The sequence below is a fragment of the Roseomonas sp. BN140053 genome, assembly GCF_047690175.1.
Classification (GTDB): Bacteria; Pseudomonadota; Alphaproteobacteria; order Acetobacterales; family Acetobacteraceae; genus Roseomonas.
The window spans coordinates 21,468-43,089 of the sequence record NZ_JBLLEB010000006.1 but is presented as its reverse complement, the minus strand read 5'-3'; the positions used below and the strand labels follow the sequence as shown (position 1 = coordinate 43,089).

Below are 21,622 nucleotides of genomic sequence, written 5' to 3'. Positions count from 1 at the left end.
CCGGCAACTCCGTGGGTGGCAGCCCTGCGGCACCGCCGGGCGCCGCCGGGCACGGGCCGTGCTATGGGCTGCGGCACCATGGCTTCCCCTCCCCTGCTCCTGCTCACCGAGATCCGCCAGAGCTTCGGCAAGACACCCCTGCTGCGCGGTGCCACGCTGGGCGTGTCCGCCGGCGAGCGGCTGGCGCTGGTGGGGCGCAACGGCTCGGGCAAGTCGACGCTGCTGAAGGTGGCGGCGGGGCTGGTGGAGCCCGATGGCGGGACGCGCTTCGTGCAGCCCGGCGCCACCGTGCGCTACCTGCCGCAGGAGCCGGACCTGAGCGGCTTCACCACTACCCTGGCCTATGTGGAAGCAGGAATGGGGCCGGGGGACGAGCCCTACCGGGCGCGCTACCTGCTGGAACAGCTCGGCCTCACGGGTGAGGAGAACCCCGCGGTGCTGTCGGGCGGCGAGGCGAGGCGGGCGGCGCTGGCGCGGGTGCTGGCGCCGCAGCCCGACATCCTGCTGCTCGATGAGCCGACCAACCACCTCGACCTGCCGGCGATCGAGTGGCTGGAGGGCGAGCTGTCGTCGATGCGCTCGGCGCTGGTGCTGATCTCGCACGACCGGCGCTTCCTGGAAGGGCTGTCGCGCGGCATGGTCTGGCTGGACCGCGGCACCACCCGGCGCCTGGAACAGGGCTTCGCCGGCTTCGAGGCCTGGCGCGACCAGGTGCTGGAGGAGGAGGAAACCGCCGCCCACAAGCTGACGCGGCAGATCGCGCGCGAGGAGGACTGGCTGCGCTACGGCGTCACCGCCCGGCGCAAGCGCAATGTCCGCCGCCTGGGCGAGCTGCACGCGCTGCGGGCGCGGCGGCGGGAGCGCAACCTGGCCCCCGGCCGGGTGGCCATGGCGGCCAGCGAGGGCGGCGGCTCCGGCACGCTGGTGATGGCGGCCGAGGCGATCAGCAAGAGCTATGACGGGCGGCCGGTGGTGCGGCCCTTTTCCACCCGCGTGCTGCGCGGCGACCGGGTGGGGATCGTCGGCCCCAACGGCGCGGGCAAGACCACGCTGCTGAACATGCTGACCGGCGTCCTTCCCCCGGACAGCGGCGAGGTGCGGCTGGGCACGGGGCTGGAAATGGTCAGCCTGGACCAGCGCCGCGCCAGCCTGGACCCGAACCTGACCCTGCAGGCGGCGCTGACCGGCGGGCAGGGCGACACGGTGCAGGTGGGCGGGCAGAACCGGCACGTCGTGGGCTACATGAAGGACTTCCTGTTCCTGCCGGAACAGGCGCGCACGCCGCTGGGTGTCTTGTCGGGCGGCGAGCGCGGGCGGGTGATGCTGGCCCGGGCGCTGGCGCAGCCTTCCAACCTGCTGGTGCTGGACGAGCCCACCAACGACCTGGACCTGGAAACCCTGGACCTGCTGCAGGAGCTGCTGGCCGACTATCCCGGCACGGTGCTGCTGGTCAGCCACGACCGCGACTTCCTGGACCGCACGGTGACCAGCGTGATCGCCTTCGAGGGCGACGGGCGCTGGCAGGACTATGCCGGCGGCTATTCCGACATGGTGGCGCAGCGCGGCCACGGAGTGCAGGCGCGTGCCGTGGCCGAGCCGGCCGCGGGCGGCGCGGCGCCGGCCCGGGCGGAGGCGCCGCCGGCCGCGGCTGCCGCAGCGCCGAAGCGGCGGCTGGGCGGCAAGGAGCAGCAGGCGCTGCGGACCCTGCCGGGGCGGATGGAGAAGCTCTCGGCCGAGATCGCCAAGCTGGGCGAGATCCTGGGCGAGGCGGGGCTCTACGCGCGTGACCCGGCGCGGTTCAACAAGGCCTCCGCGATGCTGGCGGAGCGGCAGGCGGAGCTGGCCAGGGCGGAGGAAGAGTGGCTGGAGCTGGAGATGCTGCGGGAGGAGCTGGAGGGCGCGTGAGCGTGACGGGCGCGGCCGGCACGGGGGAGGTCCCGGGCGGCGGCGCCCCCGTTCCCGGCGCGCCGCTGGCCGAGACCCCGGCGCCCGATCTTGCCGGGCCGGGACGGGGTGTGCGGCCCCCTCCCCTCTGGCTGCTGGTGCTGATGACCTTCTGCGGCACCCTGGCGATGCACATCTTCGTGCCGGCGCTGCCGCAGGCCGGGCGCGACCTCGGCGCCAGCACGGGCGCCATGCAGCTGACCATCAGCCTGTACCTGATCGGTCTGGCCGCGGGGCAGCTGGTCTACGGGCCGGTGTCGGACCGCTTCGGGCGGCGTCCCGTGCTGTTTGCCGGGCTGGCGCTCTACACCGCCGCGGGGCTGCTGGCGGCGGTGGCACCGGGGCCGGGCTGGCTGGTGGCGACGCGGCTGCTGCAGGCGCTGGGCGGCTGCGCCGGGCTGGCGCTGGGCCGGGCCATCGTGCGCGACACCGCCGGGCCGACCGCGGCGGCGGGGCGGCTGGCACTGCTGAACCTGATGGTCACGGTGGGGCCGGGCCTGGCGCCGTCCCTGGGCGGGGCGCTCTCGGAAACGCTGGGCTGGCGCTCGATCTTCTGGGGACTGGCGGCGCTGGGGGCGACCACGATCGCGCTGTCGGCCTGGCGGCTGCCGGAAACCGGGCGGCGCGCGGCGGGGGGATCGGCGGCCTCGCTGCTGCGGGACTACGGGCAGCTGCTACGCTCGCGGGCTTTCGCGGGCTACGTGGTGGGGGGCGGCTGCGCCACCACCAGCATGTACGCCTTCATGGCGGCCTCGCCCTTCATCTTCGTGGAGCAGCTGCACCGGCCGGTGCACGAGGTGGGGGTCTACTACCTCGTGCTGATCGGGGGCGTGACGCTGGGCAGCGTGATCGCCAACCGGCTGGTGGCGCGGGTGGGGATCGAGCGGTTGCTGCTGCGGGCCACGCTGCTGGGCGTGGGCGGCGCGGTGCTGTTCCTGCTGGCGGTGCTGAGCGGGCACTTGAGCGTGCCGCTGACCCTGGCGCCACTGCTGCTGTTCACTGTGGGCTGCGGCGTGTCCAGCCCGCTGGCGCTGACCAAGGCGGTGGGGGTGAACCCCAAGGTGATCGGCTCGGCCGCGGGGCTCTACGGCTTCGGGCAGATGGCGATCGGGGCGCTGTGCACGGCGCTGGCGGGGGTGGGCGGCAACCCTGCCCTGGCGGCGGCCGTGGTGCTGGTGGTGGCAGGGGTGATCGGGCAGCTGGCCTTCTGGACGGCGCTGCGGGCCGAGCGGGCCGGGGCCGCGCGATCCTGAGAGGCGGGACGCGTTCCGCCGGGGCAGCGTGGTCCGAGGCGGCAGGCAATGGTCCGCCGAGATGGCAGGCGGGGGCGATCGCGCGGCCGGGGCTGCATCCTGCCCGCGCCTCAGCCGTTGTGCCCCCGCACGGCAACAGGAGCCCCTTCATGTCCGACACGTCAGGCATCCGCGAGCACATGGAAATCATCGGGGCCGATGATGCCCATATCGGCACCGTCGACCACGTCGATGGCGGCCGCATCAAGCTGACCAAGACCGACCGCGGCGCGGCCGGGCAGCACCATTACCTTCCGGTCGCCATGGTGGACGGCGTGGAAGGCGACAAGGTCCGGATGAGCTTCAAGGGCGAGCTGGTGTCGCAGTTCTGGGAAACCGACGGCCCCGCCGCCTGACACCGGGCGGGAAGCCGGCTTCCGCTTTCCCGCGCATTTCCCGGCGGCCGCGTCCTGCGGCCCCGGGCTGGGCGCCCGCCCCGCGCGCCGGCAAGGGCGCCGGGGCGTGGCGGGCGGAAAGGCCGGCGGTCAGCCGCGGTCGGAGGTTTCGCCTTCGCCCTCGGTTTCGGGCGGGATCGGCTGGCCGGCCTTCTCGGCCGCGGCGATTTCCGCCTTGCGCTGCGCCTTGGCCTCGGCCTTGGCCTGCTTGGCACGGTCGCGCTCGGCGCGTTCGAAGTTGTAGTTCGGCTTGCGCATCGGCGCTCCTCTTCGTGTTATCGCTGGCCCCTATGTGGCGATAAGCCGGGCGCGGCGCTACCCGCAGCGTCGTGGCAGGCCATCATGGCGGGCCGGAAGGCGGCGGCCGGGCTGGGACCAGGGGCGGCCAGGGGACGGCCGGGCTACAAGGAGCGCGGCGAATCCGCGGCACCCCGGCCGTGAGCCTGAGGGAAAGCCACCGGAATGCTGCGTCGCGCCTGGGTGCTGCTGAAGGAAAGCCTCTGGGGCTTCCTGGAAGACGGCGCGATGATGAGCGGCGCGGCCATCGCCTTCTACGCCATCTTTTCCCTGGCCCCGGTGCTGGTGATCGCGGTGGCCATCGCCGGCTACGTGTTCGGCCAGGATGCGGCGCGCAACGCCGTGGCCGACCAGGTGCGCGAGGTGATGGGCGACCCGGCGGCGGAAACCATCACCAACCTGCTGGCCAGCGCCGGGCGCTTCGATTCCGGCCTGATCGCATCCGTGATCAGCCTGGTGACCATCATCGTCACGGCGACCGGTACCTTCGGGGCCATCGAATCGGCGCTGAACATGATCTGGCGCTCGGAAACGCAGTATTCGGCCATCCGCTCCACGCTGCGGACGCGGCTGACCGGGCTGTGTTTGACCCTGGCGGTAGGGCTGCTGCTGATCGCCACGCTGGTGGCGGACGCACTGCTGGCCGCGCTGAAGCACACCCTGGAGATGCTGCCGCACACGCAGTTCCTGGCCGATGCCGCCAACACCGCCGTGTCCGGGCTGGTGCTGATGCTGGCGGTGGGGGCGATGTACCGGGTGCTGCCGCAGCGGCGCCTGCCCTGGCGGGACGTGCTGCTGGGTGCGGGGGTGACCACGCTGCTGCTGTCACTGGGGCGCTACGGCATCGGGCTGTACATGACCGGGGCGGGCGTCGCCACGACCTACGGGGCGGCGGGGTCGCTCTTCGTGGTGCTGCTGTGGATCTACTACTCCGCCCTGATCTTCCTGTTCGGGGCGGAGTTCACCAAGGCCTTCACCAAGCACTACAGCGCCGACCGGCTGGCGCGGCAGGAGGCGGCGCGGGCAAGCCGCTGACGCCCCGAACGCCTCCTGACCACGGCCCGTCTGGGCTGCTCGCAACCAGCCCTTCTAGGCCGCAGCAACCTGGGCTGCTCGCGGCGGGCGTGCCTTGGGCTCAGCGGCCTGGGCTGCTCGCGGCAAGCGCTACTTCGCCGCAACGAGCCCGTGCTGTTCGCGCAGTTCCAGGAAGCGCAGCTCGGGGAAGTCCTCGGCCGCGCGATTGCGCCGCCATTCCGAGGTGAAGAAGGCCACCAGTTCGCCGTCATGGTCCTCGGCGGTGTCGTGCGGGGCGGAACGGCGGAAGCGCTCCACCGCCGCCTTGTCGTCCGAGGCCACCCAGCGCATCAGCCCCCAGGGCGTGGACTCGTAGCGGGAGGGCACGCCGTATTCGGCCTGCAGGCGGGCGGCCAGCACGTCCAGCTGCAAGGCGCCGACCACGCCGACCACGGGAGGCGTGCCGTCCAGCGGGCGGAACAGCTGCACCACGCCTTCCTCGGCCAGCTGTTCCAGTGCGGTGCGCAGCTTCTTGCCGACCATGGCGTCCTCGATCATCACCCGACGAAGGATTTCCGGGGCGAAGGAGGGGACACCGCGGAAGTTGATGTTCTCGCCCTCGGTCAGCGTGTCGCCGATGCGCAGGATGCCGTGGTTGGCGATGCCCACCACGTCGCCGGGCCAGGCTTCCTCCGCCACTTGGCGGTCCTGGGCGAAGAAGAAGAGCGGCGCGTTGACCGGAACGGTCTTGCCGGTGCGGGGCTGCTTCAAACGGGCGCCCTTCTGCAACCGGCCGGAACAGACGCGCAGGAAGGCCACGCGGTCCCGGTGGTTGGGGTCCATGTTCGCCTGGATCTTGAACACGAAGCCGGTCAGGGCCGGTTCCTGCGCCTCGACCTCGCGCGCGTCGGCGGCGCGGTTGCGCGGCGGAGGCGCGAAGCGGGCGAGGCCTTCCAGCAGGTGGCCGATGCCGAAGTCGCGCAGCGCCGAGCCGAAATAGACCGGCGTCATGGTGCCTTCCAGGAAGCGGTCGACGTCAAAGCTCTGGTAGGCGCCGGCGAGCTCCGCGCCCATGCGCAGTTCCTCGGCCAGGTCGGGAGCGACCAACGTGTCCAGCTTGGGGTCGTCCAGGCCGGACAGGGGCTGGGCGCCGGTGCCCTCGGCCATCAGGTGCAGGGCGGGGTTCAGCAAGTCGAAGGTGCCGACGAACTGGCGGCCGGCGCCGACCGGCCAGGCCACGGGGGCGACGTCCAGGGCGAGGGTCTTCTCGATCTCGTCCAGCAGTTCGAAGATGTCGCGGCTCTCGCGGTCCATCTTGTTGATGAAGGTGATGATCGGGATGTCGCGCAGGCGGCAGACCTCGAAGAGCTTGCGGGTCTGCGCCTCGATGCCCTTGGCGGCGTCGATCACCATCACGGCCGCGTCCACCGCCGTCAGCGTGCGGTAGGTGTCCTCGGAGAAGTCCTCGTGGCCGGGGGTGTCGAGCAGGTTGAACACCACGCCGTCGCGCTCGAAGGTCATCACCGAAGTCGCGACGGAGATGCCGCGGTCCTGCTCGATCTTCATCCAATCCGAGCGCGTCCGGCGGCGGTCGCCCTTGGCGCGCACCTGCCCCGCCAGCTGGATGGCGCCGCCGCGCAGCAGCAGCTTTTCCGTCAGCGTGGTCTTGCCGGCGTCGGGGTGGGCAATGATGGCGAAGGCGCGGCGCCGCGCCGCTTCCCGCGCCACGGCCGCGGCCAGCGGGTCCGCGGCACTGTTGGAGCGGGCGGGCTGCGGCAGGGCGGCGGGATCGGCGGGGGCGAACTGGTCCATCGGGCGGGTTCCGGAGGGAATATGCGGGCCGGGCGCCACCGGGTTGCTCGGAACGGAGCCCCCTGGCCCACTGGTCGGAAAACCGTGGGTGGAGGGCTGAAACGGGACCCGGAGCGCGGGTCGCCGGGGCGCCCGTCCCCCGATCCGGGGGCCGCGCTGGAGGAGGTCCGGCGACCTTCCCCCCTCATCTAGTCAGTGTTGCCGCCCCGGGCAATGAAGCGGGGGCGGATGCGGGGTCAGCCGGCCGGGGTTTCGTCGCGCCCATGCACCTGGGCGGGGGGCGAGGTGGCCTCCACCGCGGTGAAGGCTTCCAGGATGCGGTAGCGGTGCTCGGCGCCGGCGGGCACCACCCAGGAGGAGCCGGGCTGGAGGATCACGGTCTGGCCCTCGGTTTCCAGTTCCGCCCGGCCGGCGATGGCGTAGCCCACCGTTTCGTAGTCGCGGCGCACAGCCGCCTTGCCCTCGCCGGGGGGTTCGTTTTCCCACAGGCGCATGGACAGGGTCTTGCCGCTGGCAAGGTATTTCTGGCCGTCGGCGCCCACCGGCGAGAAGGCTGCGTCGACCTTGATCACCGTGGTATCCGCCATGGGAAACCCTCCTGCGCCGGGGGGATCAGCCTGCGGGTCCCGGGCTGGCGGGCCAACACGGGGCGGCGGTCAGGGTTGCGGCCGGGCCGCCCTGCCTCACGCGGTGATGTAGCGCGGCACCTCGCCGTCCTCACGGCGCAGGCGGCCATCCACCACCAGCCGGTTGAGGTGCGCCAGGGTTTCCCCCAACGCGAAGCCGAGGGGGCCGGGTTCCAGCACGCGGGGGAAGAGGATCGCGGTGGCCTCGAACAGGGTGCGGGGGGCGGTGCAGCCAGCGGCCAGGGTGTCCAGGCGCTCGGCGTGGTGGGCGGCGATGCTGCCGATGCGCTCGTGCAGGCCGGTGAAGGGCTCGCCATGCGAGGGTAGCACCAGGGTTTCGGGCGGGATGGCCCGGAGCCGGTCGTTGGAGCGGAGGAAGTCGGCCAGCGGGTCGGCCAGGGGCTCGGTGGCGCCGACGCCGACATAGGGAGTGATGCGCGGCAGGATCTGGTCGGCCGAGATCAGCATGCCGAGTTCGGGACAATGGAGGCAGGCCATCTCGGGCGCATGGCCGCCGCCGGTCAGCACCCGCCAATCCCGGCCGCCGATCCGCAGCGTGTCGCCGCCGGCGATGCGGGTAAAGGCGCGCGGCACCGGCACCACGGCGCGGGCAAACAGCGGGCCGCGATTGGCGAGAAAGGCGAGGTAGTCTTCCGGGCAGCCGGCGCGGCGGGCGAAGTCCACCTGGTGGGCGGTCATGCCGGCATCGGTGTCGAGGCGTAGGAAGCGGGCCAGCAGGTATTCCGTGCGCGGCATCAGCAGCGGCGCGCCCCAGCGCTCGCAGACCCAGCCGGCGAGGCCGACATGGTCGGGGTGGAAATGGGTGACCAGCAGGCGGGTGACCGGTAGTCCGTCCAGTTCGGTGGCGGCGAGCTGTTCCCAGAGCGCCGTAGCGTCGGCCGTGCTGGCGCCGGCATCCACGGCCAGCCAGCCCTCGCCGTCGCGCAGGAACCAGAGGTTCACGTGGCGCGGGGGAAAGGGCAGCGGCATCCGCGCCCAGCGCAGCCCGGGCAGGAGTTCGGCCGCGGTGCCGGGAGGTGGGGGCGGCGCGCTGGGATCGGGCATGGTGCGGGGGGTTCTCCGGCCGGGTCGGGGGTGATGCTTCGCCCGGCCGGGCGGCGATGCCAAGCACCCTGCGACGGATCGGCCGGGCTGCAAGGCCGGATCACAGGGCGGTGCCGGCTACCCCGGTGGGCGCTTGCGGCGGAATGGGACGCGGTTGACCGGGGTGCCGGCCGACCTCCGGCATCGGTGGGAGGCCAGGAAGCGAGCGGCAGTGACCCGCAGCCCACCTCCCGCGCCGAAGGGGGGTCAGGCGCCGGAGATCACCGCGCCGCCGAACTCGCGCGCCACGAACTCCTTCACCGTCGGGTCGGCGTAGCCGGCCGCGAGGCGCTTGGCCCAGGGTGTTTCGGCATCGCGGCGCTGCACCACCACCAGGCAGGTGTAGACGCTGTCGGCGCCTTCCACCGCCAGCCCGTCCTTGAGGGGGTTCAGCCCGGCGGGCACGGCGTAGTTGCCGGTGATGGCCGCCGCGTCCACGTCGTCCAGCGAGCGGGCGATCTGCGCCGCTTCCAGCTCCACGATGCGCAGGCGCTTCGGGTTCTCGGCGATGTCGGCCACGGTGGCGCGGAAATCCACGCCGGGACGCAGGGTGAAGGCGCCGCCCTGGGCCAGCAGCAGCAGGGCGCGGCCGCCATTGGTGGGGTCGTTGGGGATGGCGACGCGGGCACCCTGGGGCAGCTCGGCCAGGGTCTTATGCTTGCGGCTGAACACCGCCATGACCGTCAGCACGGTCTTGCCCACCGCCACGAAGTCGTAGCCGCGCTGGGCCTTCTGCGCGTCCAGGAAGGGCTGGTGCTGGTAGACATTGGCGTCCAGGTCGCCGGCGGCCAGGGCGGCGTTGGGCTGGATGAAGTCGCCGAACTCGGTGATGTGCAGGGTCACGCCGTCCTTGGCCAGCACGTCGCGCACGCGCTCCAGCACCTGGGCGTGCACGCCGGAGGTCACGCCGACGCGCAGCGGCCGCGCGGCGGTGCCGATCGCGGCGGCCTGGGCGTGCAGGGGGCGTGGCAGCAGCCCGCCGGCAGTGGCGAGGAGGCCGCCGGAGGCGGCCAGGAGGAGGGAACGTCGCTGCATGGGTTCGGCTTTCCTCGGTGGGTTTTCAGAGGGTGGGAACGCGCCGGCCCCGGTGCGTTTCGGGGCGGGGCGCGTCATCGGTGGCTGACCCGGCGCACCAGCCAGTCGCCCAGGGATTGCAGCAGCTGCACGAAGAGGATCAGCAGCACGACCACCGTGGCCATCACCTCCGGCATGAAGCGCTGGTAGCCGAAGCGGATGCCGAGGTCGCCCAAGCCTCCTCCCCCCACCGCCCCGGCCATGGCGGAATAACCGACCAAGCTGACCAGGGTGACGGTGACGGCGGCGATCAGCCCCGGCATGGCCTCGGGCACCAGCACCTTGAGCAGGATTTGCGCGCGGGTGGCGCCCATGGCGCGGGCGGCTTCCACCACGCCGCGGTCCACTTCGCGCAGCGCGCCCTCGAACAGGCGGGCGATAAAGGCGGTGGCGGCCAGGGCCAGGGGAACGATGGCGGCCGCCGTGCCGATGGAGGTCCCCGCCACCAGGCGGGTGAAGGGCACGATGGCCACCATCAGGATGATAAAGGGGGTGGAGCGCACGGCGTTCACCAGCAGCCCCAGCGGCCGGTTCACCACGCCGCTGGGGCGCAACCCGCCGGGGCCGGTGCCGTGCAGCAGCAGCGCCAGCGGCAGGCCCAGCGCGACGGCCACGGCGATGGAGATGAACACCATCGCGGCCGTCTGCCAGGCGGCCTCGACCAGCAAGTCTTCCAGCGTGGGGGTCAGCCAAGGCAGCATCAGGCGGGCTCCGCCGGGGTGGTGGGGCTGGCCGCGAGGTCGGGGGCGGACACGTCCAGGCCCAGTTCGCGCATCCAGGCGGTGGCGGCGGCCAGGGCTTCGGGCGCGCCATAGGCGGCCAGGGCCAGCAGGCCGAAGGGCTCGCCACCGATCTCATCGATGCGGCCGGACACGATGTTGAGGTCGATGTTGAAGCGGCGGGACGCTTCGCTGACCACGGCGCGGGTGGAGTGCGGCCCAGCGAAGAGGACCTGCAGCACCTCCCGAACCTCGCCGGGATCGGGGGGCGGCAGGCGGGCCAGCGTGCCGGGCGGCACGGCGTGGCCGATCACCTCCGCCACGAAGCGGCGGGTGATGTCGTGCTGCGGGCGGGTGAAGACGTCGAAGACGCGGCCTTGTTCCACGATGCGACCGGCCTGCATCACGGCGACGCGGTCGCACACGGCCTTCACCACGGCCATCTCGTGGGTGATCAGCAGCACCGTCAAGTCCAGCGCGTCGCGCAACCGGCGGAGCAGGGCCAGGATCTCGCCGGTGGTTTCCGGGTCCAGGGCGCTGGTGGCCTCGTCGCACAGCAGCAGCCGCGGACGGGAGGCCAGGGCGCGGGCGATGCCGACGCGCTGCTTCTGCCCGCCCGAGAGCTGCGCCGGAAAGGCATCCCGCTTGGCGTCCAGCCCCACCAGCGGCAGCAGTTCGCGCACCCGCGCCTCGCGCTCGGCGCGCGGGATGCCCGCGACTTCCAGGGGAAAGGCGATGTTGCCGGCCACCGATCGCGAGGACAGCAGGTTGAAGTGCTGAAACACCATGCCGATGCCGCGGCGGGCCTCGCGCAAGCCGCGTTCGTCCAGCGCCAGGAGGTCCTGGCCCAGAACCTCCACGCCCCCGGCATCCGGGCGTTCCAGCAGGTTGACGCAGCGGATCAGCGTGGACTTGCCGGCGCCGGAGCGGCCGACGATGCCGAAGACCTCACCGGGCGCTACGTCCAGCGACACGCCGTCCAGCGCGGTGGTGGCGGCGCCGCGGCCGGGAAAGCGGCGGACAAGGTCGCGCAGCCGGATGGCGGCGGGCGGGGAATGGGACACGGTGGAGGGCTACCCGGAAGAGGACGAGGGGCGCGCGGGAAGCACCGCGCGACACGGTGCGGGCCGTCGGGGAACGCGGCGTTCAGCGTTCCGGCGCGGCGGCGGTCAGCAGGTCCGGGTGGTACACAGGGCGGCGCGCATCGCGATCCTCCAACACCGTCGGATGACACACGAAGCGCCGCCAAACAGGGTCGGCAACCGCTTCCTGGCGCTTTAGCACTTGGTGTCGCGGCGCAAGCGGCATCCAACAAATCCCCGCGGCCCCGGCCGGAACCGGAGCCCTTCCGACCTAGGGTCGTCGTGCCGCCCTGTCAACGAGGCGCCCTTGCCGCTCCGGCGCGGCAGCCACACCATGGGCGCATGGACACCCAGAGCTTCGGTGCGATCGTGGTGGGCGCCGGCATCGGTGGCGCCACGGCGGCGGCGCATCTTTCGGCGCATCGCCGCGTCGCCCTGCTGGAAGCGGAGGAACAGGCGGGCTTCCACACCACCGGCCGCTCCGCCGCGATCTGGGCGCCGAACTATGGCTCGCCCGATGCGCGGGCGCTGACCCTGGCCTCGCGCGGGTTCTTCGAAGCTCCGCCCGAGGGCTTCACCGCCGTGCCGCTGTTTCGCCAGCGCGACGTGGTGCAGATCGCCACGCCCGAACAGCTGCCGCGGCTGGAAGCGCTGCTGGAACAGGGCACGGCGGCGGAGCCGATCTCCCTGGCCGCGCTGCGGGAGCGGGTGCCGGCGCTGCGCCCCGGCTATGCCTCCGCGGCGGTGCTGGACCGCGACCATTTCGACATGGACGTGGCGGCGCTGCAGGGCGGCTTCCTGCGCCAGCTGGGCGCGGCGGGCGGCGTGCTGGCGACGCGGTCGCGCGCCGGGCGCATCTGGCGCGAGGCCGGGCTGTGGCACGCCGAAATCGCGGATGGGACGGTGTTCCGCGCGCCGGTGCTGGTGAACGCCGCCGGCGCCTGGGGCGACGAGGTCGCCGTGCTGGCGGGGGTATTGCCGCTGGGGCTGCAGCCGAAGCGGCGCACCGCGGTGATCGTGGACCCCGCGCCGCACGACGTGTCGGACTGGCCGACCCTGATGGATGTGGGCGAGAGCTGGTACGCCCGGCCGGAAGCGCGATCCCGCCTGATGGTCAGCCCCGCCGACGAGACGGACGACATCCCCCGCGACGCGCAGCCGGAGGAGCTGGACGTCGCGGTCGCGGTGGACCGGATGCAGCAGGCGCTGGAGCTGCCGGTGCGGCGGGTGGAACACCGCTGGGCCGGGCTGCGGACTTTTACCCCCGATCGCGGCCTGGCGATCGGACTGGGCAGCGAGGACGGATTCTGGTGGAACTGCGGCCAGGGCGGCTACGGCATCCAGACCGCCCCTGCGGCCGGACGGCTGCTCGCGGCCCTGGTGGAGGGGGAGGATCCCGGCGCGCTGGCGCCGGTGCTGCCACTGCTGGACCCGGGCCGCTTCGCGGCGGGGCAGTGGGTCGCGGCGCCGGCCGGCACGGGCTGATCCCGCGCAGCAGCCCCCCCTCCGGCCCCAGGGGAGCGCCGCTGCTGGTGTCGGGCCGGGGAGGCTGCCTCGCCCTCGCCCAATTTTCATGCCTATGAGCGCCCCGGCCTTGACCGTCGGCGCATCCTTGCCGGCGTATGGAGGCGCCCCACACCTTTCCGGAGGGACACTTGCTCCGTCGCGACGCTCTCGCCACGCCGTTCCTGCTGGGCCTGCTGCCGGCCCTCGGCGCGGTCCGCACGGCGGCCGCCCAGGCCGAGGCCGGCACACCCTTCGACGCGTCCACCGTGCGCAACGCGGCGCGGGAGCTGGCGGGAAAGCCCTTCCGCGCGCCGGATACCGCCCTGCCGGCGCCGCTGTCGCAGCTGTCCTACGACCAGTACCGGATGCTGCGCTTCGACCCGCAGCGGGCCTGGTGGCGCAACGACAACCTGCCTTTCCAGATGCAGTTCTTCCACCGCGGCTTCCTGTACGGCGCCCGGGTGGACCTGCTGGAGGTGAGCGACGGCCGCGCCCGGCCGATCCTCTACAGCCCCGACCTGTTCTCCTTCGGCGAGGTCGGGCGACCGCCGGCCGGGGACCTGGGCTTCGCGGGCTTCCGGCTGCACGCGCCGATCAACCGGTCGGACTACTTCGACGAGGTCTGCTCCTTTCTCGGCGCCTCCTATTTCCGCGCCGTGGGCAAGGACCAGGGCTACGGCCTGTCGGCGCGCGGGCTGGCGATCAAGACTGCCGACCCCGCCGGGGAAGAATTCCCGGTGTTCCGCTCCTTCTGGATCGAGCGGCCGCGGCCGGGGGTGAACTCGGTCGTGGTGCACGCGCTGCTGGACAGCCCGTCCGCCGCCGCCTCCTTCCGCTTCACCATCCGTCCCGGCGAGGACACGGTGTTCGACGTGGAAACCACGGTGTTTCCCCGCGTCGACATCGCCGCCGCCGGCATCGCGCCGCTGACCAGCATGTTCTTCTTCGCGCCCAACGACCGCGCCGGCGTGGATGATTACCGCTCCGCCGTGCACGATTCCGACGGGCTGCTGATGGCGACGGGGCGCGGCGAGCAGCTGTGGCGGCCGCTGAACAACCCGCGCGACCTGCAGGTCAGCATCTTCGCCGACAGCAATCCGCGCGGCTTCGGTTTGATGCAGCGGCGGCGCGATTTCGCTTCCTACAAGGATTTGGAAGCGCGCTACGAACGGCGCCCGAGCTTGTGGGTGGAGCCGATCGGCGACTGGGGCGAGGGCGGCATCCAGCTGATCGAAATCCCCACCACCGGCGAGATCCACGACAACATCGTGGCTTTCTGGCGCCCCAAGGAGCCGCTGCGTGCCAAGGGGGAATACGGCTTCGTGTACCGGCTGCACTGGCTGCCGACCGCGCCGGGCAACACCGAGCTGGGCAAGATCGTGGACACCCGCTCCGGCGCGGGCGGGCAAAATGCGCGGCTCTTCGTGCTGGATGCGGCGGGCGGCAAGCTGGCCGCCCTGCCCACCGATGCCACCCCGACGCTGGAGATCTCGGCCAATGCCGGCCGCATCCAGAACGCGGTGGTGGGCCGCAACCCCGACGCCCAGGGCTGGCGCATCGCCTTCGAGCTGCTGCCGGGCGGCGCCGGGCTGGTGGAGTTGCGCGCCCTGCTCAAGGCGGGCGAGCAGCCGCTGACCGAAAGCTGGGTGTACCGATGGACACCCTGACCGCCACCGCCGCGGCGCCGGGCCTTTCGGCCGCGGCGGAGGTCGCGGCGCCGGACTGGCGCGCGCTGCCGCCGGAAGCGCCGCTGGCCATGCCCGTGCAGTCGCTGCGGCGGCGGCCGGAACGGCGGGAAGCCGCGCGTCCCTCGGCGCCGGGCGGGATGTTCTGGCGGCGGCTGCTGGTGATCGGCGGCGCCGTGCTGCTGACGGTGCTGGGCGGGCGCGAGATGTGGCGGGTGCTCGACCTCGATCGCCCGACGTTGCTGGAATACGGCGTTTTCGGCCTGTTCGTGCTGCTGTTCGCCTGGATCGCGCTGAGCTTCACCAGCGCCGTGTGCGGCTTCTTCGTGGTGCTATCCGGCGGCAGCAATCGCCTGGGGATCGCCGCCGACGCGCCCTTGCCGACCCTGTCCAGCCGCACCGCGTTGCTGATGCCCGTGTACAACGAGGCCCCCGAGCGGGTGATGGCCGAGTTACAGGCGATCCACGAGTCCCTCGCGTCCCTCGGCGTCGGACAGCATTTCGACATCTTCATCCTGAGTGACACCACGGATGCCGATGCCTGGGTGGCGGAGGAAGCGGCCTTCCTGGCGCTGCGCGAGCGCACCGGCGACCACCAGCGGATCTTCTATCGCCGCCGCCCGAAGAACACCGAGCGCAAGTCGGGCAACATCGCCGAATGGGTCGGCCGCTTCGGCGCCGCCTACCCGCAGATGCTGGTGCTGGACGCCGACAGCGTGATGGAGGGCGAAACGCTGGTGCGGATCGTCGCCGCCATGGAGCGGCACCCCGATGTCGGGCTGATCCAGACGCTGCCGATCATCGTCAACGGCGCCTCGCTGTTCGCACGGATGCAGCAATTCGCCGGCCGCGTGTACGGGCCGCTGATCGCCGAGGGCATCGCCTGGTGGCACGGGGCAGAGGGCAATTACTGGGGCCACAATGCCGTCATCCGCACCCGGGCCTTTGCGGAACAGGCGGGGCTGCCGACGCTGCGCGGGCCCAAGCCCTTCGGCGGCCACATCCTCAGCCACGACTTCGTGGAAGCGGCGCTGATGCGGCGGGGCGGCTGGGCGGTGCACATGGTCCCTGCCCTGCGCGGCTCCTACGAGGAAAGCCCGCCCTCCCTGACCGACCTGGCGCTGCGCGACCGGCGCTGGTGCCAGGGCAACCTGCAGCACGCCGCGGTGCTGACGGCGCGCGGGCTGCACCCGGTCAGCCGGCTGCATCTGCTGACCGGCATCGGCTCCTACATCACGGCGCCGCTCTGGCTGCTGTTCCTGTTCGTGGGCGTGCTGATCTCGCTGCAGGCCCGCTTCATCCGGCCGAGCTACTTCCCCAGCGGCTACACGCTGTTTCCGGACTGGCCCACCGTGGACCCGGTGCGCGCCATGTGGGTCTTTATCGGCACCATGGGGCTGTTGCTGACGCCCAAGCTGCTGGCCTTCCTGGCGCTGCTGCTCCGCCCGGCGGAGCGGCGCGGCTGCGGCGGCGCGATCCGCGCCTTTCTGTCGCTGCTGCTGGAAACCGTGGTGGCCGGACTGCTGGCGCCGGTGACCATGCTGACGCAGTCGGTGGATGTGCTCTCTATCCTGCTGGGGCGGGATTCCGGCTGGCAGGCACAGCGACGCGACGATGGCAGCCTGGGCTGGCGCGAGGTGGTGCGGCTCTACTGGCCGCATACCCTCTTCGGGCTGGCTTTTGGGATCGCGGCCTATCTGGTGTCGCCCTTCCTGGCGCTCTGGATGCTGCCGGTCGTGCTGGGGCTGGCGCTGGCCATCCCGTTGGCGGCGCTGACCGCGCGGGCGGGCATCGGGTTGGGGCTGCGCCGGCTGGGGCTGCTGCTGATCCCCGAGGAGCGCACCCCGCCGGTAGCGTTGCAGCGTGCCAACCTGCTGTTCCGTCAGTTGCGCGATGCCCCGCCGGTGCCGTCCGAGGCGGTGTGGCGCCTGGCCGGCGATCCCGCACTGCTGCAGGCGCATCGGCGGATGCTGCCGCCGCCGCGCCGGCCCCGCCGGGACCCGGTGGATGCCGTGCTGCTGGTGGGGCTGACCAAGGTGGCGGAGGCCGAGAGCCTGGAGGAAGCGCTAGCCGGGCTGAGCCGGGCGGAAAAGGCGGCGGTGCTCGGCGATGCCGGCGGGGTGGACGGGCTGCTGGCCCTAGCGCAGCGAGGGGGCTGACCACTCGCGGGCCTTCCTGGCTTCGCCGCCCCCAGGGTGATGTGCCCGGCGGAGCTTCGGGTTCCACGCCCATCAGCCGGGGGGACCTGCCTTGCCCGCTCCGGCGGGCAGCAGGTTCAGGCGCCCGCAGCTTCCGCCGCGACGGGCAGTTGCATCCAGGCCGCGGGCTCGGGCCGTAGCCGGGCCTCGCCGCAGAGCAGCGTGCCAGCGCGGATCGCGTCCAGCCGCAGCAAGGCGATGCCCCTGGCATCGCGGCCCGAGCGCATTTCGCCCACTTCGACCCCGTCGCGCAGCACGGGCGTGCCGCGCGGCGGCAGGCTGCCCTCCACGGCCACGGGCACCAGGCGGCGCTTCAGCAGGCCGCGGTACTTGGTGCGGGCGGTCAGTTCCTGGCCCATGTAGCAGCCCTTGGTCCAGGACACGCCGCGCAACTCGTCGAAGCCGGCTTCCAGCAGCACGCTCTTCTCGGCTTCCAGGTCGCGCGACCCGTCGGGCAGGCCGAGTGCCAGGCGGTGGCGGTCGTATTCCTCCGCCGGAGCGTCGCCGCCGGGTTCGGCGGCCGGGCGCAGGCGCCGCCAACCGGCCTGCGGCAACCGGGGATCGGCGAAGGCGATGCCACCGGGGGGCGGCGCGCTGTCGCCCCAGCCGGCCTGCACGACGAATTCGGCCGAAGCGTCGCGCAGGCTGGCGCGGGAGCGCAGCCGGAAGCGCGACAGCTTCTGAATCAGGGAGGGCACCAGGGCCGCTTCCGCGTCCAGCAGCAGCGTTTCGTTTCCCGGCACCACGAAGAACTCCGCCAGCCACTTGCCCTGTGGCGTCAGCAGCGCGGCCCAGACGGCCTCGGCCAGCGGGGCGCCGGGACGGGCCAGGGACACGTCGTTGGACACGAGGCCCTGGAGAAAGGCGACCCGGTCTTCCCCGGAAATCTCCACCACGCCCCGTTCGGGCAGATCGGCGATCGGCATGATGGACAGGTGGCGTCGCGGCAGCGGCGGGGCAAGCGGCGTCGCGCGGGAGGCTGCGGCACGGCGGGGGCGGCAAGGCGGATGGGACGTGCTATGGCGCGCTCCGTTCCTGTGCCTCGGGGGGCCATGCGCGTCCTGTTCGTCACCTCTACCCGGATCGGCGATGCCGTGCTGTCCACCGGGCTGCTCGACCACCTGCTGCGCGCACATCCCGGTGCCCGCATCACGGTGGCCTGCGGTCCGGTGGCCGAGGGCGTCTTCGCCCGCATGCCCGGGCGAGAACGGACGCTGGTGCTGCGCAAGCGCAGCCTGTCGGCGCACTGGCTAGACCTGTGGCGGCAGGTGGCGGGCACGCGCTGGGACCTGGTGGTAGACCTGCGCGGCTCCGCCCTGGCCTGGTTGCTGCGCACCGGACGGCGCGCCGTGATGCGCGGCGGCCGGCGGCCCGGGCACCGGCTCGGACATCTCGCGGAAACCCTTGGCTTGTCCCCCGCGCCGCGCCCGGTTGCCTGGACGGCGCCGGAGGACGAGGCGCGGGCGGCGGCGCTGCTGGACGGCGACCCCGCCGCGGCGGGCCGGCCGATCCTGGCGCTCGGCCCCACAGCGAACTGGGCCGGCAAGGTCTGGCCGGCGGAACGCTTCGCCGCCCTGGCGCGGGCGCTGACGGCCGCCGACGGGCCACTGCCGGGCGCGAGGCTGGTACTGCTGGGCGGCCCGGGCGACGCCGAGCACGCCATGGCAGCGCCGCTGATCGGAATGCTGGCGGCTCATCCCGGTGGGATGCTGGACCTGGTGGGTAGGCTGAGCCTGCCGGAAGCGGCGGCGGTGCTGCGGCGCTGCGCGCTGTTCGTGGGCAATGATTCCGGGCTGATGCACCTGTCCGCCGCGGCGGGTACCCCGACCCTGGGCCTGTTCGGCCCCACCCCGGCCGACGAATACGCCCCCGTGGGCCGGGCCGCCCGCGCCGCCATGGCGCCGGACGGCAGCATGGCCGGTCTTTCCGTGGCCGCCGCGCTGGACGCGGCGCGGCTGCTGCTGCCCTCCCGGGTTCCCGCATGAGGGTGGCGCAGGTCATGGCCGGCGCCGCGGTAGGCGGGGCGGAACTGTTCTTCGAACGCCTGTGCCTCGCCCTACATGGGGCGGGCGAGGAGGTGCTACCGGTGCTGCGCCGGGATGCCGGGCGGGAAGCGCGCCTGCGCGCGGGTGGTTTACCGTCGGTGCCGCTGCGCTTCGGCGGGCCGCTGGACCTGTTCACCGCGCCGCGACTGCGCGGGGCGCTGCGCCGCTTCCGACCGGCGGTGACGGTGGCCTGGATGAACCGCGCCGCCCGCTTCGCCGCCGCCGCCACGCCGACGCCGCATCCCTGGACGCTGGTGGGGCGGCTGGGGGGCTATTATGACCTGCGCTACTACGCCAACTGCGACCACCTCGTCGCCAATACCCGCGACCTGTGCGGCTGGATCGCGGCGCAGGGTTGGCCGGCCGGGCGGGTGCATCACCTGCCGAATTTCGCTCCTGACCTGCGCGGTGCCGCGCCGGCAGCCCTGCCCAGGCGGCCGGGCCTGCGGCGGCTGCTGGCGATGGGGCGGCTGCACCGCAACAAGGGCTTCGACCTGCTGCTCCGCGCCCTGCCGATGCTACCGGACACGCAGCTTTTCCTGGCGGGCGAAGGGCCGGAACGCGCCGCGCTGGAACAGCTGGCGGCCGAGTTGGGCGTGGCCGGGCGCGTCACGTTTCTGGGCTGGCGCGAGGACACGGCGGCGCTGCTCGCGGCCTGCGAGGTGATGGTCTGCCCGTCCCGGCACGAGCCGCTGGGCAACGTGGTGCTGGACGCGTTTTCCGCTGCCCGTCCCCTGGTGGCGACCGCGGCTCAGGGCCCGTCCGAGCTGGTGACGGACGGGGAGAACGGCCTGCTGGTGCCGGTGGAAGCGCCGGATGCCCTGGCCGCGGCGATCGGCCGCGTGCTGGCGGATGCGGCGCTGGCCAAGCGGTTGGCCGCCGGTGGCCGCGCCGCCTTCACCGCGCACCACGCCGAGGGTCCGGTGGTGGCGCAGTGGCGCGGCTTCCTGGCCGCGGTGGCCCCCGGCGGGTCCCGCGCCGCGGCCGCTGGGGGTAGCGAACGGGACGCCCTGTTGTCCGGGAGTGCCGGCTGATGTGCGGCATCGCGGGCCTCGCCCTGCGCCCAGGCTTGTCGCCCGATCCGCTGGTGCTGGACGCCCTGACGCGGGCACTCGGCCATCGCGGACCGGACGGGCGGGGGCATCACGTCGCCGGCAATGTGGCGCTGGCGCATACGCGGCTGGCGATCATCGACCTGGCCGGCGGCGACCAGCCGCTGTTTGCCGGGCCGGCGGCGCTGGTCGCCAATGGCGAAGTCTACAACAACCCCGAGCTGCGCACCGAGCACGCCCTGTCCTGCGCCACCGGCAGCGATTGCGAGCCGCCGCTGCACCTGTGGCGCCGCGAAGGGATCGGCTTCGCGGAAGAGCTGCGGGGCATGTGGGCCATCGCCATCCACGACCGCGCAGCGCGGCGGGTGGTGCTGTCGCGCGATCCCTTCGGCATCAAGCCGCTCTACATCGCGGAGGTGGCGGGCGGCCTTGCCTTTGCCTCCGAGCCGCAGGCGCTGGTGGCGGCGGGGTTGGTGGCACCGCGCGTGCGTCGCGAAGCCCGCGACGAGTTGCTGCAGTTGCAGTTCACCACTGGCGCCGAGACCATCTTCACCGGCATCCACCGTCTGCTTCCCGGCGAAACCCTGGCGGTCACCGATGGCGCCGTGGTGGAACGCCACCGTCGCGTCGCCCTGCCGGATGGCCCGACCGAAGAGATCGGCGAGGAAGCGGCGATCGCCCGCTTCGGCCGCGCCTTCACCGAGAGCGTGGAGTTCCACCAGCGCGCCGACGTGCCCTACGGCATGTTCCTGTCGGGCGGCACGGACAGCGCCGCGGTGCTGTCGGCCATGGCGCGGCTGAACGACCGGCCGGTGCTGGCCTTCACCGCGGGCTTCGACACCGGCCCCAATGACGAGCGCGACCAGGCCGCCGCGGCCGCCGCTGCGGCCGGAGCGAAGCACGTCCGGCTGGAGGTGTCGGAGGCGGAGGTGTGGCGCCATCTGCCGCAGATCGTCGCCGCCATGGACGATCCGGCGGCGGATTACGCCATCGTGCCAACCTGGTTCCTGGCCCGCCGGGCGCGCGAGGAGGTCAAGGTCGTGCTGTCCGGCGAGGGCGGCGACGAGATGCTGGGGGGCTACGGCCGGCACCGCTCCGCCATGCGGCCGTGGTGGCTGGGCGGCAAGGCGATGCGCGCCCACGGCGCCTTTGACCGGCTGGAGGTGCTGCGCGAACCGCCCCGCGCCTGGCGCGACGGGCTGGCGGCGGCGGAAGCGGCGGCGGCCATGCCCGGCCGGTCGCGGCTGATGGCGGCGCAGGCGCTGGACATGGCGGACTGGCTGCCCAACGACCTGCTGCTCAAGCTCGACCGCTGCCTGATGGCGCACGGCATCGAGGGGCGCGTGCCCTTCCTGGACGCCGGCGTCGCCGCGGCTTGCTGGCGCTTGCCGGACCGGCTGAAGGTGCGGCGGGATTCCGGCAAGTGGCTGCTGCGACAGTGGTTGGCGCGGGAATTCCCGGCGGCGCGTCCCTTTGCCCGCAAGCGCGGCTTCACCGTGCCGATGGGCAGCTGGATCGCTCAGGCGGCGGAACGGCTGGCACCGCTGGTGGCGTCGCAGCCAGGGGTGGCGGAAATCGCCCGGCCCGACCGCATCCTGCCGCTGTTCCGCGCCGCGGCCGGCAAGCGTGAGGGATTCGCCGCCTGGCACCTGCTGTTCTACGCCCTGTGGCACGCCCGCCACATCGAGGGCCGGCGGATGGAGGGCGACACCCTGGCCGTGCTGGCGGAACGCTGAGGCGAGGCCAGGTGGCCGGAGAAATGCCGGCGGCTAGCTAA

Annotated in this window: 18 protein-coding genes; 10 read left to right on the top strand and 8 right to left on the bottom strand. The window is 73.0% G+C overall.

Annotation, left to right across the window (positions count from 1 at the left end):
• Nucleotides 1-78 precede the first annotated feature (78 nt).
• The 3 genes from ACLIBK_RS08190 (at nucleotide 79) to ACLIBK_RS08180 (ending at nucleotide 3,592) form a co-directional block, all read left to right on the top strand.
• A complete protein-coding gene (locus tag ACLIBK_RS08190) occupies nucleotides 79-1,905 on the top strand; it encodes an ABC-F family ATP-binding cassette domain-containing protein (RefSeq protein WP_415386755.1) in 1,827 nt (608 codons plus the stop codon).
• Entirely contained in the window at nucleotides 1,902-3,197 is a 1,296-nt protein-coding gene (locus ACLIBK_RS08185; RefSeq protein ID WP_415386754.1) for a multidrug effflux MFS transporter, read from the top strand. The genes ACLIBK_RS08190 and ACLIBK_RS08185 overlap by 4 nt, the downstream gene beginning before the upstream one ends.
• A gap of 149 nt (nucleotides 3,198-3,346) precedes the next feature.
• Nucleotides 3,347-3,592 (top strand): DUF2171 domain-containing protein, encoded by a 246-nt coding sequence (locus tag ACLIBK_RS08180; RefSeq protein WP_415386753.1) that lies wholly within the window; start codon nucleotides 3,347-3,349, stop codon nucleotides 3,590-3,592.
• Between the two features lie 129 nt (nucleotides 3,593-3,721).
• On the opposite strand, the gene ACLIBK_RS08175 is transcribed toward ACLIBK_RS08180, so the two are convergent.
• Entirely contained in the window at nucleotides 3,722-3,889 is a 168-nt protein-coding gene (locus tag ACLIBK_RS08175) for a hypothetical protein (RefSeq protein WP_415386752.1), read from the bottom strand.
• Between the two features lie 204 nt (nucleotides 3,890-4,093).
• On the opposite strand from ACLIBK_RS08175, the gene ACLIBK_RS08170 reads away from it, so the two are divergent.
• Nucleotides 4,094-4,963, top strand: a complete 870-nt coding sequence (locus ACLIBK_RS08170) for a YihY/virulence factor BrkB family protein (protein ID WP_415386751.1) — start codon at nucleotides 4,094-4,096, stop codon at nucleotides 4,961-4,963.
• Nucleotides 4,964-5,092: 129 nt separating this feature from the next.
• Here the strand turns inward: ACLIBK_RS08170 and ACLIBK_RS08165 are convergent, their stop codons facing one another.
• The 6 genes from ACLIBK_RS08165 to ACLIBK_RS08140 all read right to left on the bottom strand — a co-directional run bounded on the left by ACLIBK_RS08165 (nucleotide 5,093) and on the right by ACLIBK_RS08140 (nucleotide 11,341).
• Nucleotides 5,093-6,754 carry a peptide chain release factor 3 gene (locus ACLIBK_RS08165; protein WP_415386750.1) on the bottom strand — a complete coding sequence of 554 codons (1,662 nt, stop codon included), beginning with the start codon at nucleotides 6,752-6,754 and terminating at the stop codon, nucleotides 5,093-5,095.
• Nucleotides 6,755-6,990: 236 nt separating this feature from the next.
• Nucleotides 6,991-7,341, bottom strand: coding sequence for a cupin domain-containing protein (locus ACLIBK_RS08160; protein WP_415386749.1), 351 nt, complete (start codon nucleotides 7,339-7,341; stop codon nucleotides 6,991-6,993).
• Between the two features lie 96 nt (nucleotides 7,342-7,437).
• A complete protein-coding gene (locus tag ACLIBK_RS08155; RefSeq protein ID WP_415386748.1) occupies nucleotides 7,438-8,445 on the bottom strand; it encodes an MBL fold metallo-hydrolase in 1,008 nt (335 codons plus the stop codon).
• A gap of 246 nt (nucleotides 8,446-8,691) precedes the next feature.
• A complete protein-coding gene (locus tag ACLIBK_RS08150; protein WP_415386747.1) occupies nucleotides 8,692-9,519 on the bottom strand; it encodes a MetQ/NlpA family ABC transporter substrate-binding protein in 828 nt (275 codons plus the stop codon).
• 74 nt (nucleotides 9,520-9,593) lie between these two features.
• Entirely contained in the window at nucleotides 9,594-10,259 is a 666-nt protein-coding gene (locus ACLIBK_RS08145) for a methionine ABC transporter permease (RefSeq protein ID WP_415386746.1), read from the bottom strand.
• The gene (locus ACLIBK_RS08140; protein ID WP_415386745.1) at nucleotides 10,259-11,341 is read right to left on the bottom strand and encodes a methionine ABC transporter ATP-binding protein; all 1,083 of its coding nucleotides are present in this window, start codon (nucleotides 11,339-11,341) and stop codon (nucleotides 10,259-10,261) included. Before ACLIBK_RS08140 ends, ACLIBK_RS08145 begins: the two co-directional genes overlap by 1 nt.
• Before the next feature lie 360 nt (nucleotides 11,342-11,701).
• Between ACLIBK_RS08140 and ACLIBK_RS08135 the strand changes: the two genes are divergently transcribed.
• The 3 genes from ACLIBK_RS08135 (at nucleotide 11,702) to mdoH (ending at nucleotide 16,709) form a co-directional block, all read left to right on the top strand.
• Nucleotides 11,702-12,844, top strand: a complete 1,143-nt coding sequence (locus ACLIBK_RS08135) for an NAD(P)/FAD-dependent oxidoreductase (protein WP_415386744.1) — start codon at nucleotides 11,702-11,704, stop codon at nucleotides 12,842-12,844.
• A 170-nt stretch (nucleotides 12,845-13,014) separates the two neighbouring features.
• The gene (locus tag ACLIBK_RS08130; RefSeq protein ID WP_415386743.1) at nucleotides 13,015-14,532 is read left to right on the top strand and encodes a glucan biosynthesis protein; all 1,518 of its coding nucleotides are present in this window, start codon (nucleotides 13,015-13,017) and stop codon (nucleotides 14,530-14,532) included.
• Nucleotides 14,520-16,709, top strand: a complete 2,190-nt coding sequence (gene mdoH / locus ACLIBK_RS08125; RefSeq protein WP_415386742.1) for a glucans biosynthesis glucosyltransferase MdoH — start codon at nucleotides 14,520-14,522, stop codon at nucleotides 16,707-16,709. Before ACLIBK_RS08130 ends, mdoH begins: the two co-directional genes overlap by 13 nt.
• A gap of 116 nt (nucleotides 16,710-16,825) precedes the next feature.
• On the opposite strand, the gene ACLIBK_RS08120 is transcribed toward mdoH, so the two are convergent.
• Nucleotides 16,826-17,674, bottom strand: a complete 849-nt coding sequence (locus ACLIBK_RS08120; protein WP_415386741.1) for a YgfZ/GcvT domain-containing protein — start codon at nucleotides 17,672-17,674, stop codon at nucleotides 16,826-16,828.
• Between the two features lie 126 nt (nucleotides 17,675-17,800).
• Here ACLIBK_RS08120 and ACLIBK_RS08115 point away from each other — a divergent pair, with 126 nt between their 5' ends.
• From ACLIBK_RS08115 to asnB, 3 genes are read left to right on the top strand one after another with little or no spacing between them, the layout of a single operon-like run.
• Nucleotides 17,801-18,733: a glycosyltransferase family 9 protein gene (locus ACLIBK_RS08115; RefSeq protein WP_415386740.1), complete on the top strand. Its 933-nt coding sequence runs from the start codon at nucleotides 17,801-17,803 to the stop codon at nucleotides 18,731-18,733.
• Nucleotides 18,730-19,827, top strand: a complete 1,098-nt coding sequence (locus tag ACLIBK_RS08110) for a glycosyltransferase (RefSeq protein ID WP_415386739.1) — start codon at nucleotides 18,730-18,732, stop codon at nucleotides 19,825-19,827. Before ACLIBK_RS08115 ends, ACLIBK_RS08110 begins: the two co-directional genes overlap by 4 nt.
• Entirely contained in the window at nucleotides 19,827-21,581 is a 1,755-nt protein-coding gene (gene asnB / locus ACLIBK_RS08105) for an asparagine synthase (glutamine-hydrolyzing) (protein WP_415386738.1), read from the top strand. The genes ACLIBK_RS08110 and asnB overlap by 1 nt, the downstream gene beginning before the upstream one ends.
• The last annotated feature ends 41 nt before the right edge of the window (nucleotides 21,582-21,622 follow it).